The sequence below is a fragment of the Neobacillus niacini genome (assembly GCF_036961885.1).
Taxonomy (GTDB): Bacteria; Bacillota; Bacilli; order Bacillales; family Cytobacillaceae; genus Neobacillus; species Neobacillus niacini_H.
Window position 1 is genome coordinate 1 of record NZ_JBALNQ010000051.1, and the last position, 17,170, is coordinate 17,170.

Below are 17,170 nucleotides of genomic sequence, written 5' to 3' on the forward strand. Positions count from 1 at the left end.
AATATTAATTTTAATGTTAATTGTAATATCAATCCTAATGCTAAGGAGTGATTAATATGGCGAAGAAAGCGAGTCAGCAACAGTTATCTGCCCAAACCATTCCCCAGGAGGAATTGGATAAACTGCCGGAGCAAGAGCAGAAAGCCATTGAGGAATTGGTGGCGAAACAATCCGGAGGCACCGGAAAATCCTACCGTCTGCGTGACCCGAATACTCAATATACCGATATTCAATCCGGTTGGACCTTAGCCGGAGAACAGGCGAAACCATTGCCGGAGCATTATAGCAATGAAACCTGGGCACGAATTAAAGCCGGATTTCTTATAGAGTCTGCCGAGGGACCTACTGCCCAAACCCAGGTAACAGAAGTTCCACAAATCGAAACCTTGAAAGGTGAAAGGTGATGGCGTTCGCAACGCTTGAAGTAGTTCGTGAAGAAACTTCATTCCAGGAGATAACTGAATTATCGGATACGAAAATCAACCGATATATCGACCTGGCGAATGCGTTTTTGCGAAGATACACAGGAGTCAATTACCGGGATGAAACAGACCCGGACAAATTGATTGACCTGGAACGTGTCACCATTTTACTTGTAGAGTATTTGTGGCTCGGAGATCAGCCGGAAGTAAAGGAGTCAAATTACAATGGATTGGAGTCCGAACGAATTGGAACCTATTCCTATAATTTGGCGAATGGAGAGGGCACAGGGAATGTTGAATTAGACCAATTATTGGTGAGCTTGACTCCAAGATATGGTGTTAATTTCTTTTCTGTAAATGGACCATCCAGGGTAAAAAAATATTATGACAATCCTCATGCTTATGTGACAGATATAGAAGGTGAGTAATTATGAGAATTAAAAATCTCTTAATTCATCGGGCAACCCTTCTCATACCTGGACAACAAATTGGAACCGACCCATACGGCAGACCGACCTATGGACCACCAAGTACAAAATCCATTGAATGCCGTATGGATAGGCAACAAGTCCGTGTATCTGTGGATGAAGAAGGCAGAGATGTTATCACTTCCTTTGTTTTATTTATCGGTCCGGATGAAAAAATTGATCAAAATATGAGAATCTACAACGTGATTGACGAGAAGGGAAACACGGTGGTGTTCGGAACCTTTGATATTGAGGAAATATTCCCGGCATATGGTAGGCGAAATCTCCACCATTATGAGGTGAATGTGTCCAGGGGTGATGTGGCTTATACCGACCCTATTGAAAATCCTGTCATTCAAACGGAAGTGGTGACCTTTGCCGGAAAAGACACAGGCGATGGTGATGAAACGAGAAAGATTTATTTTGGATTAACAGAAGATGAATAAAGGAGGGTGAGAAAATGTCGTTTTCGGTTTTTCTTGAAAATGCGTTGCTAGATGAAGTGTTTGGAGGAACGAATTACATTCCTTCGACAAATTTGTATATTGGATTATCAACAACGGAAATTTTTAATGATGGCACAGGATACACCGAGCCTCCTGGAGCTAACGGATATTCGAGAGCTGAAGTGCCGAATAATCCAACCAATTTCCCGGCAACAGGCGGTGACGGAACGAAATCCAATGGAACCACTATTTCATTTGACCCAGCAACAGGAGATTGGGGAACGATTGGTTGGTTTTTCATTGCCGATGATGTCGGAAATATATTGGCTTCAAATACGATTGGTACTCCAAAACTCATTACCAACGGAGATACGGCAAGTTTCGGACCTGGTTCCTTGACGATCACGCTAGATTAAGTGGGTGGTGGTAAATGGCACAAGAAACTTGGAGGTATGTACGCTTTCAAGGGTATGGAGATAATACGACCACAGGCACAACCCGACTTGTCGAAGTTCAAGCATGGGAGGGGGGAACAAATAGACTCCTTAATAAACTCCCTATAAGTGGCGAGCCTGTAAGTGCAGGAGCTACGATAGATAAAGTTACGGATGGAAATGTAGCCTCTGTTTCGGGTTCGTTTTCGATTTGGTGGGTAGGGGCCGGGATTCCGACTTTAACATGGGATTTAGAGGCACTTTATCCTTTAACTTCCCTCCTATGTGCGATGTATTCTCCATCTAATGACCCACGGCAGACGAAGTTTAAATTATGGGTATCGAAAGATAATGTCGCTTGGACTCAAATTGCAGATTATTCTAATAACACGATTACTCAATCGAGTACGACAGGATTTAGCTTTCCTACACCTGTTGCAGAGGCAGACACAACACCACCTGGGGAAATCACGAATTTAACGGAACAACATACCGACCTAGCGATTATATTTGATTGGACAGAACCAACGGGCGATGCGGATTTTAAAACCGTAGAAGTTTATAGAGATGGGATTCATTATGCCGGAGATCTGAATTTTGAGACTTTTACAGATACGGCGGTTCAGCCTTCCACCAGTTATCTTTATCGCTTTGTGACATTGGATAATTTGGATAATGAGAGTCCAGGTGTCGAAATCACCGTTACAACGGATGCAGCGAAAACATATGAGCATTTGAAACCAACGGAAGTCACGAATATTAGCAATTTTGAACCAACGGATGTTGTCACGGCTCTCTCGTATATTGATGATGAACCGGACAATGCGGATGGTTTAGTTTTAACACCATCGACTACTCTAACAGGGGAGCCAACGGTTCGAGTCAAATTTCAACTTCCTTCTCAGCCGGTAAGTGGGTTACAAACAATTAAATGGAAATTCTATGACCCGAATTATTACGGAACGTATTGTGTTATTTATGAAAATGGTGTGGAAATCCTTCGTTCTTCTTCTCCACATTATGCCATTAATGGGGTTGAACCTGTTGTTTTCATTTTTGATTCGGGTGTCATAACGGATAAAACATTGGCAAATATAGAAGTTGAAATCCGAGCCTATCATGTGGGTAATGCTACGATTTCCAATTTTGATGCTATCGAATGGGATGTTCCTTTAGATTATGTTCCTGTATCTTTAGATGGTGTCATTTCTGCCCAATCCGGAGTGAGTGCAGTATTACGAAAGACCGTTCCGGTGAGCGGAAATATCTCGACTCAATCATCTGTGAGCGGAAATCCTTCAAGATCGTTTGGAATAAGCGGAGAAATAGCAGTCCAATCGGCTTTGAGCGGAACCCTGGTAGATGGAATGGTTGTGAATGGAAACATATTCGTTGAATCCACTTTGACCGGAAACCTGGTTAAAAGAGCCGGATTGAGTGGAGCCATTTCTTCCTTTTCATCCATAAGCGGAAGTTTGGAAACGAACAGGGGTATGGTTGGAAATGCAAATGCTCAATCTGAAATGAGCGGAGAAATCACGGTCAATCGTGGATTAATCGGAAATATTGGCTCCATATCAGATGTATTAGAGGCTCCATTACAAAAAGCATTTCAACTGAATGGCTTAATAGAGGCGGTTTCTGCTATTTCCGGTAGCCTGGCAAAAGAGTTATTCTTGCAAGGAAATGTTCAAGGTGTGAGTACCGGAAATGGAACATTGAACCGGGTTACATTGTTAGAAGGTTCAATGGCTGCCGTTTCATTAGTTGAATTGGATATTTGGTCAGTTCAACGTGAAATGAATGGAACCATTATTGGCGAATCGTCTATGACGGCTTATTTTGACGTAGAAGGGCAAGTTCAACTAACCGGGGCTATTACTATTCAAAGCTCCTTATCTGCTAATCTCGTCAAAGATATGGAGTTGCTAGGGGATATTGTAGCCATATCAGAATTGAACCTTGACCATGTGGATTTGATCAAACCGATAAATGGTGAAATTGCTGGGCAGTCCTCAGCAAGTACCTGGCTCGGAAAATCATTTGGTTTAGATGGAACCATAGCGGTTATGTCCTCCATATCCGGAATCATGAGCAAACTCATTTCATTGGAGAGCTCCATTCATGCCATTTCCACCGTCAATGGAGAGTTTGAGGGTGAAACCGGACTGAGTGGTTTTATCCAAGCCATTTCATCCTTAGATTTACAGTTAGATAGACACATAGGGTTGCAAGGGGAAATCCCGGTATTTTCTAACCTGGTGAGTGATCTAATTGTTGGAGGACAAGTGGTATTAGATGGAACCGTGTTTTCTTTGTCTAGCATGACCGGAGAGGCATTCGTTAATCGAGGGTTATTTGGCTCCATTCAAGCCGTGAGTGAGTTGGATGTAAGAGCTCCGGTAGATACATTCATAGAGGTGGATGACCCAGGATATGACGGTGTGGAGGCATCTGACGATGGAAGAAGTTTGTCCTATTCGATTACGGAGGGTCCAGGAAGGCATATCCAATTCAATTTTGAATTTGTTGTGAATCCGTTGTACCTGGAAAGCCTGGAATTTCATGTGAAAGGAACACCAGGGCAACCTTTCATATTGAGAGCCTGGAATTGGACCTCGAACCGATGGGATACGAGCAATGCTGTAACGTATGATGGTGTTTCAGAAACATTTGTGGTCTTGACCTTACGAGATTTCATGAGATATGTAAATGCCGGAAATATGGTAAAAATCTCTATGAAATCTATGAATGAATTTACGAGCGGAGTCCTTACATTGAGTACGGATTATGCAGAATTACGAAAAAATTATTTCCAATATCAGTAGGGAAGTGGAATCAATGGCTGATGGAATCAGAATCCAGGTCCGAATTGACCCAAGAGCTTTGAATTTTTTCCAAAACCATGCTCCACAGAAATTGAAAGAGGCCAGGAAACGAGCGACCCATGCTGCCGGAATGGTGTGGGCAGATGAATCGAAGGGCATAACCAGGGCAGAGGACCATATTGATACCGGGTTATATATCAACTCGATTGGCTATTCAACCGGAACGCCTAGCAATCCTTTGTATGAAATGAATGAAGGGGCAGAAAAAACCGTGTTGAAGATCGGAGCGAATGTGGAATATGCGGAAGTCCTGGAAAAGCGGTATAGCATTATGGCAAGAGGTTTGGATGTAGGAACCAATCGAATGCGTAATGTAGCAGCAACCCAGGTGAAAAATACACTCGGCTTGTAGGAGGTGGTGCCGTGGTACAGTATGTGGACCCTATTCCTCCAATAATCTCTTTGCTCAAAGTAAGATTTGGGTCGAGAGTTAATATATATGGCAACACTTTTCCGAGTATGCTCCGGCTCCCGGCATTGCTTGTGAAAACTGCCGGAGGAAATGGAGCGTACCGGATTCAACTGTTATGCCGTGCCAATGACGATATAACGGCAATGAGTACGCTAGTCGATGTGATGAATTATTTTGAGGCTTATGGTCAGTACATGCCAGGCATCCGTGTTCAATGGGTGGAGCGTGAAAGCAATCCTATTCCGAGCACAGATACCGATTCCGGAAAACCGGAGGCATGGTGCTACATGAATTTAGAGGCTTTAGAGGCTTAATAAAAAAATTAAAGGAGCGATTCAAATGGCTGATAATAATAATAACAATGTAAGAAACACAGGTGGACAAGGGAATGTAGGACAAAGTTCAAACCAGGAGTATGCGAATACTGCGAATAATGCTGCCGGAACAAACACAGGAGGCGCTACAAACCAGGCACAGGACACAACAGGAGCACAGGGTACTAACAATACCAACCAGGCTCAAACTCAACAGGGGGGGCAAACACAGGGCGGTAATGTTAATTATAATACTAATGCTAATACTAATTCTAACCAACAGGCTAATACTAATTCTAACCAACAGGCTAATGTTAATAATAACCAACAAGCTAATGCTAATAATAACCAGGCTAAACAACAAGCCGAGCAACAAATGGTAAGACCTCAATCGCCTCAGCAGTTGGCGAATACTCAGCAATCAATTACTCAGCAACCTTCTCAGCCACAGGAGGCACGACCACAGGAAACTCAATTTCCCCCACAACCTCCGGAGGCACAGGCACAGGAACAACAGGGGCAACCCACGCCTCAGCAATTGCAACAGAATGCCACTCAACAACAGGCACAGACTCAGCAACAAGGACAGATTCGACCACAAGTGGAGCCTCAGCATATCGGTGGTGGATGGTACCTATTGCCAAACGGTGAGAAAATCCAGGGAAAAGAGAATGCCGATGCAACATGGCAACAATTCCAAAATCGGCATGATGTAACGGTTCAGCAACAGCCACAAGTCACGGAAGTACCTCAGTTGCTCCAAGTGGGTGCTGCCATCCGTGCGAATGGTCCATCTAATCCAACCAACGGAGCTCAAATCCTTCGTTTCAGAAAGAAAGATGGTTCCGGGCATGTTGATATTCAATCCGGTCAAATCCTTTATGTAGGTCAAGATTTGACGGAGGAAGAAGCTCAACAATTACTTGACTTCTCACTATGGTCATTTGAAAGGGTGAATATTTAATGGCAGATATTTATTCAGTAAATGCCGAGAACATAGTCGGTGGCCCAGGGCGATTAGTCGTGAAACCCTGGGATGGAACGTATCCGGAAACGATTGGAGAAGTCATGAGTTTAAGTTCTCCCTTTTCATTGACAGGCGGTTATTGGGATTTAGGGGCAACGGTTGAGGGTATTACCATCAACCGTGCCTTTGAAACAGAAGATTTTACCGTTGACCAGGTTTCAAGTCCGGTGGAAACATCCATTACCGGATGGACCCATAATTTGACAACAAGCCTGGCAGAAAATACCGTGGAAAATCGTCAAGTGGCGTTGATCGGTGGAACGATTATTGAAACGGACCCTGTGATTGGAACAAGTACAACAACCGTGAGCATGACGGCAATGAATGGTACTTTGCTCAACTTGACGGATGCCTCAGCCTTTACGGTTGGCGGTTATTTGGAAGTGAGCGGAGAAACCTATCGAATTGCCTCCATTTCCGGTAATACCGTGACATTGGAGCGTGGGGTAACAAGTGAAATAGCAGCCTCAGCAAGTGTTTCTCCTATCACAGAATTAGGAACACGGAGAATTGGATATGGTACGGTCAATGATGTTCCATTCTATACCTATGCGTTAATTTCTCAGAAGAAAGACGGTAGCCTTTATATGGCAGTATTCCGTAAATGCAAGGTAACAGGGGATGATAAGGAGCAAGTATTTAGTTCGGCAAAACGTGTTCTGCCATTAGCGGTGAATGCGTTCCCGGATGGAAATATTGACTCCACCGAAAACGTGTATTACGAAATCGAGCAAGTAGTGTAAAGGAGAATAGGATGAATAAACAATTAGAGTCATTAGACCTGGAAACAAATTTAGGGAGTGTGACTCTGTCCAATGGGCAGAGTCTTGATATTCCCAAACTATCAATGTTGAAGATTATTAAAATTGTAAAATTCTTAGGAATTGATGGGAGCCGTCTATACAATGAGCTCCGTGAGGTTTTGCTAGATGAAAGTTTAGAGGATTTAGAGAAATTTGCGGTCATCCTGGAATCATTGGATGAAAAGCAGTTGGTCCATATTTTCAGCATTATGTTGGAATTGAAAGATGATGAAGTGTTGAAGTTGGACCCGAATGAAATGTTAGAGATTGCAATTGTCTTGGTGGATGAAATGGATTTAAAAAAAACATATTCATTAATCCGAACATTGATGAAAAAGATGTTCAACAAGGAATTGCCGGAGAGCCTGGGAGCATGGTTCGATCAGATGAAACAGAACAAAGCGAAACAAATGGAAATCCGTCAGAAAGCATTGGCAGCAGTTCAAGCCGAGCAGACGGATGGAAAAAATTCGTAGATGTTCTTATCAAACAGATTGAATTTGTGACCAGGCATTTTTCATATACCGAGGAATATGTGCTGAGTCATTCTCCATCCTGGCTATCCAGGAAATTTGAACAAGCCAAAAGAGAACAGTACGAGGACCACCAAACGAAAGTCTTGCAAGGGTTTCAGTCTGCATTGCTTGTGTTGGATGCCGTGTTTAATAAGGGGAAAGAGTTTAATAAAATTCTCCCTCCATCTATTGAGGCGGCAATGGAACAAAGCAAGGTACAAGAGGAAACCAAGAGCAAGTTTGTCGAAGGAACCTGGTGGAAATCGGATACTTTACATTAATTCTAATATTAGTTTTGATATTAATTATAATGCTATAGGTAAGGGGGTGAACAAAAATGGCTGATGTTGGGAGTGCCAATATAGACATAACTGCCGATAGTTCCCAGGCGAGGTCTGAGATAAGCGGTTTTACCAGGAGCCTTCAAGGGATTGGAAAGATTGCTACCGGAGTGATGGGTGGACTTGCATTATTTGAAACGATCAAAGGTGGATTGCAAGGAGCTTATACTGCGACCATTGGAGCCAATGCCTCAATGGAGCAATATGCCAATACTTTAACCATAGTCCAGGGTTCGGCTGAAAAGGCGGCTGAAACCATTCAATGGGTAAAAGACTTTGCTGCAGCTACTCCATTTGAAATTCCTGAGCTTGTAGAGGCGACAACAGCATTAGAGTCTTATGGCTTGAAAGCACAGGATGTTTTAGGTACTACCGGTGATATGGCGAGTGCAATGGGTAAGCCACTCATGCAAGCGGTGGAGGCCGTGGCTGATGCCCAAACCGGAGAGCTTGAAAGATTGAAAGAGTTCGGAATAACGAAAAAAATGTTAGTCGAACAGGCTGCCAAAATGGGCAAAGACGAGATTGTGAATGCCTCCGGTCAGATTACCGATATGGAAGGCTTGAATGAGGCGTTATTTGCTTTGATGGAGGAACGCTATGGCGGTGCAATGGAGATACAATCCACTTCATTTAATGGTCTTATCTCCAATGCAACAGATAGCATGGGTCAGATGGCAATGGTCTTATCTGAGCCAATATTCGAGGGTTTAAAAAGTGGATTACAAAGCGTGGTTCCGGTCCTGGGTGGATTGACTGCTTTTATCCAGGGAGATACGGCAAAGGCGAAAGATCAATTAGTGAATGCCTTTGGTGAAGAAACTGCCGGAACCATTATGGGAGCATTTCAGAAAATCCAAGACGGAATCGACTCATTTAAGCAGTTTTTACTAGACTTGCAACCAACCGTGGAAAACGTGAAAAACATCTTTATCAGTCTTATGCCTGTGTTTGGCATGGTAGGAGGTGCCATAGCGGTTGCATGGCGTGTGGTTGCACAAGTTCTTCCTCCTGTCCTGGAATTAATCACCGGATTAGCTGAAAAAATTGTGTCCTGGGAAGGATTCATTCCATTGTTAGCCGGAATTGTTGCCGGATTTGTAGCCTTTAAAACAACGGTTGCCATTGTCAATGCAGTTAAAAACGCTATGGTTTTATTCCAAACCGTTTTATGGGCGGTCCGAAATGCTACGTTCCTATTGCAATTTGGAATGTTACTACTCAATTCGGCATTTTTAGCCAATCCGATTGCCTGGATAGTGGGGTTAATTGTTGGATTGATAGCGGTCTTTGTCCTTTTGTACCAAAAAAATGAGGCGTTTCGTGCCTTAGTTGACCAAGTTTGGGGAGCTATAAAAAATGCCTTTGCCTCAGTCATAGCCTGGGCGACTGAAACCCTACCGGCTTGGTGGGAATCTATGAAACAAGGATTCTCTGATATGGTCAACGGCATTGTCGAATGGTTCTCAAATTTTGGTACTCGAATTATGGAAATCCTTCAACCATTCATCGACTTCTTTGTTCAATCCTGGGAAAATCTGAAACTATTAGTCTTGGGAATTATCCAGGTTTTTATTTCCCTAGTGACCGGAAATTTTGAGGGTCTGAAATTAGGACTCCTGGCAATTTGGACTGCCGTAAAAAACCAGGCAGCTAATTATTGGAATCTCTTGAAAAATACCGTGATTGCGTTGGTTGTTGCTTTGTGGAATCGAGCAGTTGATTTATTCCAAACCGGAAAAGACAAAGTGGTCAATTTTGTTAAAAGTGCAAAAGATGGCGTGGTTAATGGCTTCCGTGAGGCGAAAGATAATGCCATTTCCAGGGTCAGAGAAATGTGGAATGGAATCAAGGATTGGGTCGGTAAAATCCCTGGCAAATTCCAGGAAATGAAAGATACAGTCATTGAAAAGGTCAAATCTATTGATCTATTTGAAATAGGTAAAAACATAGTAAAAGGCTTAATTAATGGATTAGGCAATATGCTCAAGGGTTTGAAGGATAAGGCGAGAGAGATTGCACAGACAGTTGAAAAAGCCATTAAGGATAAGCTGAAACTAAAATCACCGTCACGAGTGATGATTGAAATTGGTTATGATACCGTATCCGGTTTTCTCATTGGACTAAATGACATGATGGGAACGGTAGTCCGAAAGGGAACCGAATTGGGTTCAAACGTAGCAAAATCTATTTCCCAATCAACGAAAAATGCTTTGGATAATGCGTGGGATGGAGCTTTTCAGTTTACGGATAATGACCCATTGTTTAAATATTTTGAGGCCATTCGTGAAGATGGAGATTGGCTAAACGATTGGGCGGCTTATCTGCCGGAAAAAATGAAAGGCATGGTTACTAATCTAGGAAAGTCCATTGCACCAATGCTAGAAGGCTTAAAGAATTGGGATTTTGAAGAATTTTTGCAGAGTTATATGAATGCGATTTTAGTAGATGGCGATTATATGAACGATTGGATAACTCATTTACCTAAAAATATGAGAAATCAAATTATGGGATTTGGACAACAGTTTGCTCAGTTTGAAGGATTGACTCAATCGCAGTTTAGAGAGCAACAAAAACCAACCGAACAACATACTCATTATTGGCAAGTGAATGCGGATGAAATAACCGATGTTCAGTCCTTAATTGATGTAGTGAATGGGATTGTGCAAACGGTAAGGAGTAGGTGATTAGATGGCATCCAAAAATTTTAAAGCGACTTGGATGGGTCAGTACCGGAACAGTAATGACACCTATTATGGAGCCGGAAACCCTATTCGTACCGGAGGCTCCGTTGGATTCCATTCCTATCTAGGATTTGATAAATCAGCGATATTGAGTGCCATAAATAGTTCGAGCACGGCAGCGAGGGTTTATCTGAATATTTATGTGACAGATGGCGGTTCCTTTGACTTGGGGATGCACAAGGAAGGGAGCAACAAAGCCACCAACGGACTTCCTTTTTATCGGTATGCGAGGAAGGCGTGGACATTTGGAACAGGATGGCAACGCCAGGATATAACAGATATTTCATTATCCGGTGAATCATTATCCGGTTTTAAAAACATCTTGAATGGAGGCTACACAGGTCCGGTTCTTTACGGTGCACTTAACTCCAATCAAGGGGAGGCTTATGGGGTTACAAATAACTCCTACCATATTTACATCGAGGTCACAGGAACATGGAATACGGCTCCTGGAACGCCAAAGATAACGGCTCCAACAGCCGGGCAGAAGGTAGACAAAACATTTGAATTAAAGGGTACGGCTGCAAGTGATGCCGAGCAATCAGCCTCACAATTAACCTATCAATGGGCATTGAATAACGGAGCTGGATTTGAATATTTTGATTGGGGTTCTCCTGGCGTTGTAAATAAAGTTCTTGATTTCTCCATTTATGCGGAAAGTACACAGGCACAAGTGGCTTTACGAGCCTTCGATGGAGAATTATACGGACCGTGGGTTTATTCAGATCGTTTTACCATTCAACATAATAGACCACCAGGACCACCGACTAATTTAAGTCCGGTAGGCGGTGCTCAACGTGACAGGACTCAAGCAATAACCTTCTCCTGGGTGCATAACGATGCCGATGGGCAAAGTGCTTATGAAATCCAATGGAGATTGCAAGGAACGACTGCCTGGAACTCAACCGGAAAGGTTTCATCTACAAGCAAAAGCAGGGTTTATGCAGCGAACACATTTCCACAAGGGCAGATTGAATGGCAAGTAAGGACCTATGACCAGGAGAGCTTAGTTGGTGCATGGTCGGCAACGGCAATCTTCTCAGCAACGGAGCCGTCAGATGCTCCAATTATTACAAGTCCGGTAATGAATGAGAGTGTGCCAACATCCATTATTAACGTGTCATGGAATGCTGCCGAGCAAGAGGAATATGAAATACAGTTGGTCCAAGATGGTGTCATTCTATGGTCAGAAACGAGTATTTCCAATATCCGAGTGATGGAAATTCCGTACACGTTGGAAAACAATTCAACTTATACCATCCGTTTAAGGGTGCGTTTATCTGCTGAGTTATTTTCATCCTGGGCAGAAACAACCTTCAATACTTCCTTTACGGTGCCGAGTCAGCCGATTGTGGAGCTTTATGAATGGACAGATGAAGGCTCCATAGAAGTCCGGATAACGAACCCAATTACCGGAGTAGTTGGAGAACCAACGGTAACAAGTAATGACATTTATAGAAGAATCTATGGAACCGATGACCCATATGAGCGGATTGCCGTGGGCATTCCCAATAATGGGGTGTTCCGTGATTATACTCCGGCAAGTGGAGTGCGTTATCAATACTATGTGAAGGCGTGGGGTGACAACGGAACGAGCAATGATAGTTTAGCCGTGAACATGCTTATTACCATTAAAAATACAAGGTTGAGTGTAGCCTCCAATCCAACCAGGTTTATCGAATTGCAGTACAATCCGAGCCGTTCTTTCGATATTCAAAAGGACCGAACCATGTTGAAATTCAACGGAAGGCAATACCCGGTTGCGGAGTTTGGCTATCACGAAACCAAAAAATTCAGCCTGTCCTTTGCTATAAGAGATGTTCTGCAATTAGAGCTCTTATTGGACATTATTGACGAAAAGCAGACCTTGTTATACCGAGATTCGAGAGGAAGAAGGGAATTTGTCACCATCGACTCGATCAGCGTGACGGACCGATTTCCGAATGGATACAATGTGTCCTTTGCTCCGGAAAAAGTTGAATATATTGAGGTGGTGTAATCATGAAAGCACGGACCGATACCGATTTATATGGCGCCGATATATCGAGCTATCAGAGTATTACCAACCCGGTCCAATTCTTTACTGACTTTTCTTTTGTTTATTTCCGAGCCTATGGTTCCGACCATTCAAGTGGTGGAGATACGAAATTTAATGAATTTGTTCAATTAGCCAAACAGTATAATGTGCCGAGTGGTGGGTACTTTTTTGCTACTCCGGCAAAGGGTGTGACAGACTCAGCCGGAATGAAAGCCGATGCTGAGGCCCAGGCTCAAATGTTTATTGATAAGCTCCAAGAGGCATATGGAGCCGGAAGATTTGGAGATTTGGTTCCCATGTTGGATGTGGAGGCTTATCAAGATTATTTAGACGTACCCATTTTACCGGAAGATGAATTGAAATTAAATGCGTTCTATTTAACTTCCTTAATGGAAACCTCCACCTATCGAAATGAGTATCCGGCAATGTTTGGAATTGTTGGGGGTAATTTCGATGGTGCCGGGACTAGCTATTCGGCAATCCAATATAACTGGAAATCCGGAACACTCCAACAGATTGTGGTGCCATTGGTAGATAATTACCCGGATGTGGTTCAATCTGTTTTTGATGACCCGGCTGATTATAACGAGTTTGTGGATGTGGTAAAAAACCGGACAAAAGATCAGCAAGTAGCCTGGGGTGACTCCATTACCGATTGGGAGAATGACCCTTCCGGACACACGATAAAAGAGCCGTGGGCAACCTATTTAAGAAACTTGGGATTGACCCAGGCAAGTATTGATTTGACCATAGGAAATGCACAGCAATATCATACACAAGCCAGGAAACAATTTGACGAATTTGGCTTATATTCTCGTAGAGGATATGCTTTGATGTTTGATATTTCTGTACAGTCTTGGGCAATTCCGGCAAGTGCAAAAACGTTGATATGGGAGGACTTTGGCAACATTTCAACGAGCTTGACAAAAGAAGAACAAGAAACAGAAAAATTGAAATCTATTGCGAACAGGACTGCCGACACGATTGATATTTCATGGAGGGAGTCCTATCGTGCCCGGAAATTGGCGGTAGCGACAGGCTATGGCGTGGTGTATGGTTCCCTGGTGGTGGATACGAATGACCCTCAGTACAATATGACCCTGGACCCAGCATTTGAAACGAGCACAGGAACCGAAAAAACCTGGGGATTTCCTTATGTTTGGGGAATGACAGGAGCTCAACTAAGAGAATGGATTTTATACTTCCGAAATTATTTCCGAACGACAACAGGCGGTAGAGCCGTGGGTTTATATACGAATCGGTATTTTCTAACAGAAACGGCACAGATGGGCATGACGGCTGCTGATTTACAAGAGTTGGCTATCATGCCTTTGTGGTTAGCAGAATGGAATCAAACCGATGGCTATGCTCCGGCAACATTAGGAGGATGGGCGAATTATGCAGTATGGCAATATGGCATGATTACCGATGCAGATGCTCATGGTGTGAGCCATGCTCAGAATCAGATAGACCATAACGTGACCCAAAATTTATCTTTAATCATGCCTCCAAAACCTCCGACCCAAATAAAATTACAACAGTTGGATAATACGACCATTCGAGTGACGTTCACGCCCCCGGATGATAGCGATTATATTGGATCTGATGTTTATTTGAATGGAGTATATGCAAATAAATGGCTTCCGAAACCTGGCAACACGGTAGATATACCTGTGACCACTCCAATTGGTTCTCAGCTTCAAATTAATGTCGTGAGCCAGGACAATTACCAGGATACGAGTTGGAGTCAGAACACGTATTTAACGATGGTTGATATGTCGATTGTGGAGCCTGTGAAAGAGCCGGACCAGGTGATCAATTATGTCGGGCGTGTGAGTGGTGACGAGTCCAGAAAAATCATGGTGAATGCTTTAGACGGAATAGAATTAGAACCTTCGTGGTTTGGTGCCGAATGGTGGGATTACCCGGCAATGATGGGTGATGACGGAACCTATATGAGCTATACGGCTAATGATGCCGATGGCGACAAGGTACAATTTCTATTCCAATTTGAGGTAGATAAACAGGAACCGACTCCTATTGAAGAATTGAATTTCCGGATAAAAGGAATTGCCGGACAACCATTCACCTTGAAATTTTGGAACCATACAACAGGAGCCTGGGATGAAGGCACAACCGTAGAATTTGTAGGAGCTGCCAATGAATATATCAATATCAGTACAACCGATATGGTTAATCATGTAGGAGCTGATAACAGGGTATATATTTCCATGCTATCGACAAACTCCGTGATTAATCCTCCGACTGTTTTAACTTCAAAGACCTATACCATTGATTGGATGACGGCTATCCGGCAGACAACCGGAGAGATTGTTGCCACGGCAACGCCTTTATATACAGGAGGGAGCACCGGGATAGCGAGTTATATTGGTATTGGCTCAGTTAGACAGGCATTGTTGAATGATAAAGCCAATTCCAGGGTAACACCAAATTTCTATTTACACTTGAATGGTACAGTAGCCGGGTTTGGGCGTTTAGGTTTCCATGACCTAACCACTCAACCAACAGTAGCCGGAGCCGTTCCTACCATTCACACAACGGCAACGACCAGGGATATTATAGTAGGTTGGCAATCCTGGGATATTTCCCTTGCGATGAATGATAATTTGTCATTGTATCAAGGTCCGGTTGTCTATGCGAATGCGAGTGAGGCGAGTGCCCAGGCTTACGGAAATACGAATGATGCCAATGAAATTTATATCGAGGTCAAAGGGGATTGGCAGACGAAAACCACCGTGACATTAGGAGCTGATTATGCCGAGCTCCAAATATTCCGAGCCATACCAACACCTCCGGCACCTGAGCCTGTGGAATTGCCTCCGGATGTATTGACCTATGATTACACCAAAGAAGATGTAATGAACATGCTTTATGGTCGGACAGGCAGCCGTTTTGTGAAATTCCGGTTTGACTTGTTAGATCGTAACGAAAATAAAATTGGAGAGCTATTGAATGTAGAGAGCTCCGACATTTCTATGAATGCCTTCAACACGATTAAGAGAACGGCAAATTTCAGAATCCGAGAAACCGAGGCAGAGCAAATAGATTACTTGAATAATCGAATCCAACCGTTTGCGGAGTTTAAATTGCCGGACAAATTTGTACAGAATGCCGATGGGTCCAGGGTGCTATTAGAAGGAGCCTGGGTTGAATTTCCGTTAGGCGTGTTCCTGTTATCTTCACCGAAAAAGGTAGAACAAAATTATGAGGTGTTCCGTGACATTGAGGCATATGATGGAGGCGTTATCCTGGATGAAGATAAATTCACGGAGCGTTATACGGTAACTGCCGGAACGAAATATACCGATGCCGTAAAAAGTATATTGGTGAGTGCCGGAATCACGAAATACAACATTGCTGAGTCTGATAAAACGCTGCCGAATGATATGGAGTATGAACCAGGCACAAGCAAATCCGAGCCGATTGCCGACTTTTTAAATGCGATTAACTTTACTCAGCTTTATGTAGATGAATATGGTTATTTCTCAGCACAGGCATATGTGAGTCCGAGTGACCGAGAGCCAAATCATTTCTACCTGGAAAATGAATTTAGTGTGATTGTGAATGGCGTGGAGGAAGAATTGGACCTTTATTCCGTGCCAAATAAATGGGTGGCCGTCTATACGAGTGCCGATAGTACAAGCGATAACGTGTTGTCCTTGACGAGCACCTATACCAATGAGAATCCGGAGTCTGTCACTTCAACGGCAAGCCGAGGCAGAACGATAGTGGATTATAGAAAAGTGAATGAGATTGCAGACCAGGCAGCACTTGATCAATTTGTTCAAAGGATTGCATTTGAGGCAAGTCAGATATTTGGTAAAGTCCGTTTCCAAACGGCATTAATGCCCATTCATGGATTCCAGGATGTAATCCATTTACAGAATAGCCGTTTAGGAATAGATGGAAAATACTCCGAAACATCGTGGAAAATGCCGTTGAAACCAGGAGCTTTAATGGAACATGAATGTAGGAGGGTGGTGACAATCTAATGTTGAAGATCAAGAGTACAAAGGATTTGTTGGATGCCTTGCAAATGTTAATAGATAAATCATCCACCAAAAAAAACCGGAACCAAGAGGACAGGGTTCTCAATCATATGGACACCACTTTCAAGATGGCAAAGATTGACCCAGGCTATTCATCCGGTAGACCTAAACTGATATTTGAAGGGGAGAGTGTGTTGTCGGTCAAGCAATATCCATATTTGTCCTCTTATACTCCGGCAGCCAATGATATTGTGCTCCTGGCGAAAGTGGGAAACACCTATGTAATTCTAGGAAAAAGAATGTGAGGTG

At 43.2% G+C, this 17,170-nt stretch carries 15 protein-coding genes; all 15 read left to right on the forward strand.

What is annotated here, in order from left to right; all coding sequences use genetic code 11:
• The first annotated feature begins 56 nt into the window (after window positions 1-56).
• Genes V7124_RS19455 through V7124_RS19525 form a run of 15 tightly spaced genes read left to right on the forward strand, consistent with a single transcriptional unit; the run spans window position 57 to window position 17,166 of the window.
• Window positions 57-404, forward strand: a complete 348-nt coding sequence (locus V7124_RS19455) for a hypothetical protein (protein ID WP_335492400.1) — start codon at window positions 57-59, stop codon at window positions 402-404.
• The gene (locus tag V7124_RS19460; protein WP_335492403.1) at window positions 404-850 is read left to right on the forward strand and encodes a hypothetical protein; all 447 of its coding nucleotides are present in this window, start codon (window positions 404-406) and stop codon (window positions 848-850) included. The genes V7124_RS19455 and V7124_RS19460 overlap by 1 nt, the downstream gene beginning before the upstream one ends.
• 2 nt (window positions 851-852) lie before the next feature.
• On the forward strand, window positions 853-1,335 hold the full coding sequence (locus tag V7124_RS19465; RefSeq protein WP_335492407.1) for a hypothetical protein: 483 nt from the start codon (window positions 853-855) through the stop codon (window positions 1,333-1,335).
• 14 nt (window positions 1,336-1,349) lie between these two features.
• Window positions 1,350-1,751, forward strand: a complete 402-nt coding sequence (locus tag V7124_RS19470; RefSeq protein ID WP_335492410.1) for a phage tail fiber protein — start codon at window positions 1,350-1,352, stop codon at window positions 1,749-1,751.
• 14 nt (window positions 1,752-1,765) lie between these two features.
• A complete protein-coding gene (locus V7124_RS19475) occupies window positions 1,766-4,597 on the forward strand; it encodes a discoidin domain-containing protein (RefSeq protein WP_335492413.1) in 2,832 nt (943 codons plus the stop codon).
• A gap of 13 nt (window positions 4,598-4,610) precedes the next feature.
• Window positions 4,611-5,009: a hypothetical protein gene (locus V7124_RS19480; protein WP_335492414.1), complete on the forward strand. Its 399-nt coding sequence runs from the start codon at window positions 4,611-4,613 to the stop codon at window positions 5,007-5,009.
• 11 nt (window positions 5,010-5,020) lie between these two features.
• A complete protein-coding gene (locus V7124_RS19485; RefSeq protein ID WP_335492416.1) occupies window positions 5,021-5,383 on the forward strand; it encodes a hypothetical protein in 363 nt (120 codons plus the stop codon).
• Between the two features lie 25 nt (window positions 5,384-5,408).
• Window positions 5,409-6,347, forward strand: coding sequence for a hypothetical protein (locus V7124_RS19490; protein ID WP_335492418.1), 939 nt, complete (start codon window positions 5,409-5,411; stop codon window positions 6,345-6,347).
• Window positions 6,347-7,153, forward strand: coding sequence for a hypothetical protein (locus V7124_RS19495; protein WP_335492422.1), 807 nt, complete (start codon window positions 6,347-6,349; stop codon window positions 7,151-7,153). The genes V7124_RS19490 and V7124_RS19495 overlap by 1 nt, the downstream gene beginning before the upstream one ends.
• An 11-nt stretch (window positions 7,154-7,164) precedes the next feature.
• Window positions 7,165-7,689 carry a hypothetical protein gene (locus V7124_RS19500; RefSeq protein ID WP_335492425.1) on the forward strand — a complete coding sequence of 175 codons (525 nt, stop codon included), beginning with the start codon at window positions 7,165-7,167 and terminating at the stop codon, window positions 7,687-7,689.
• 26 nt (window positions 7,690-7,715) lie between these two features.
• Window positions 7,716-8,009, forward strand: a complete 294-nt coding sequence (locus tag V7124_RS19505) for a hypothetical protein (protein ID WP_335492427.1) — start codon at window positions 7,716-7,718, stop codon at window positions 8,007-8,009.
• A gap of 56 nt (window positions 8,010-8,065) precedes the next feature.
• The gene (locus tag V7124_RS19510; RefSeq protein ID WP_335492430.1) at window positions 8,066-10,756 is read left to right on the forward strand and encodes a phage tail protein; all 2,691 of its coding nucleotides are present in this window, start codon (window positions 8,066-8,068) and stop codon (window positions 10,754-10,756) included.
• 4 nt (window positions 10,757-10,760) lie between these two features.
• Window positions 10,761-12,812 carry a hypothetical protein gene (locus tag V7124_RS19515; RefSeq protein WP_335492434.1) on the forward strand — a complete coding sequence of 684 codons (2,052 nt, stop codon included), beginning with the start codon at window positions 10,761-10,763 and terminating at the stop codon, window positions 12,810-12,812.
• Between the two features lie 2 nt (window positions 12,813-12,814).
• The gene (locus tag V7124_RS19520) at window positions 12,815-16,864 is read left to right on the forward strand and encodes a GH25 family lysozyme (RefSeq protein WP_335492439.1); all 4,050 of its coding nucleotides are present in this window, start codon (window positions 12,815-12,817) and stop codon (window positions 16,862-16,864) included.
• A complete protein-coding gene (locus V7124_RS19525; RefSeq protein WP_335492443.1) occupies window positions 16,864-17,166 on the forward strand; it encodes a hypothetical protein in 303 nt (100 codons plus the stop codon). Before V7124_RS19520 ends, V7124_RS19525 begins: the two co-directional genes overlap by 1 nt.
• Window positions 17,167-17,170 lie beyond the last annotated feature (4 nt).

Coding starts and splice junctions, on each gene's coding strand:
- V7124_RS19475 (WP_335492413.1), top strand. CDS start 1,766: ATGGCACAAGAAACTTGGAGGTATGTACGCTTTCAAGGGTATGGAGAT.
- V7124_RS19510 (WP_335492430.1), top strand. CDS start 8,066: ATGGCTGATGTTGGGAGTGCCAATATAGACATAACTGCCGATAGTTCC.
- V7124_RS19500 (WP_335492425.1), top strand. CDS start 7,165: ATGAATAAACAATTAGAGTCATTAGACCTGGAAACAAATTTAGGGAGT.
- V7124_RS19470 (WP_335492410.1), top strand. CDS start 1,350: ATGTCGTTTTCGGTTTTTCTTGAAAATGCGTTGCTAGATGAAGTGTTT.
- V7124_RS19480 (WP_335492414.1), top strand. CDS start 4,611: ATGGCTGATGGAATCAGAATCCAGGTCCGAATTGACCCAAGAGCTTTG.
- V7124_RS19490 (WP_335492418.1), top strand. CDS start 5,409: ATGGCTGATAATAATAATAACAATGTAAGAAACACAGGTGGACAAGGG.
- V7124_RS19525 (WP_335492443.1), top strand. CDS start 16,864: ATGTTGAAGATCAAGAGTACAAAGGATTTGTTGGATGCCTTGCAAATG.
- V7124_RS19495 (WP_335492422.1), top strand. CDS start 6,347: ATGGCAGATATTTATTCAGTAAATGCCGAGAACATAGTCGGTGGCCCA.
- V7124_RS19460 (WP_335492403.1), top strand. CDS start 404: ATGGCGTTCGCAACGCTTGAAGTAGTTCGTGAAGAAACTTCATTCCAG.
- V7124_RS19455 (WP_335492400.1), top strand. CDS start 57: ATGGCGAAGAAAGCGAGTCAGCAACAGTTATCTGCCCAAACCATTCCC.
- V7124_RS19520 (WP_335492439.1), top strand. CDS start 12,815: ATGAAAGCACGGACCGATACCGATTTATATGGCGCCGATATATCGAGC.
- V7124_RS19515 (WP_335492434.1), top strand. CDS start 10,761: ATGGCATCCAAAAATTTTAAAGCGACTTGGATGGGTCAGTACCGGAAC.
- V7124_RS19465 (WP_335492407.1), top strand. CDS start 853: ATGAGAATTAAAAATCTCTTAATTCATCGGGCAACCCTTCTCATACCT.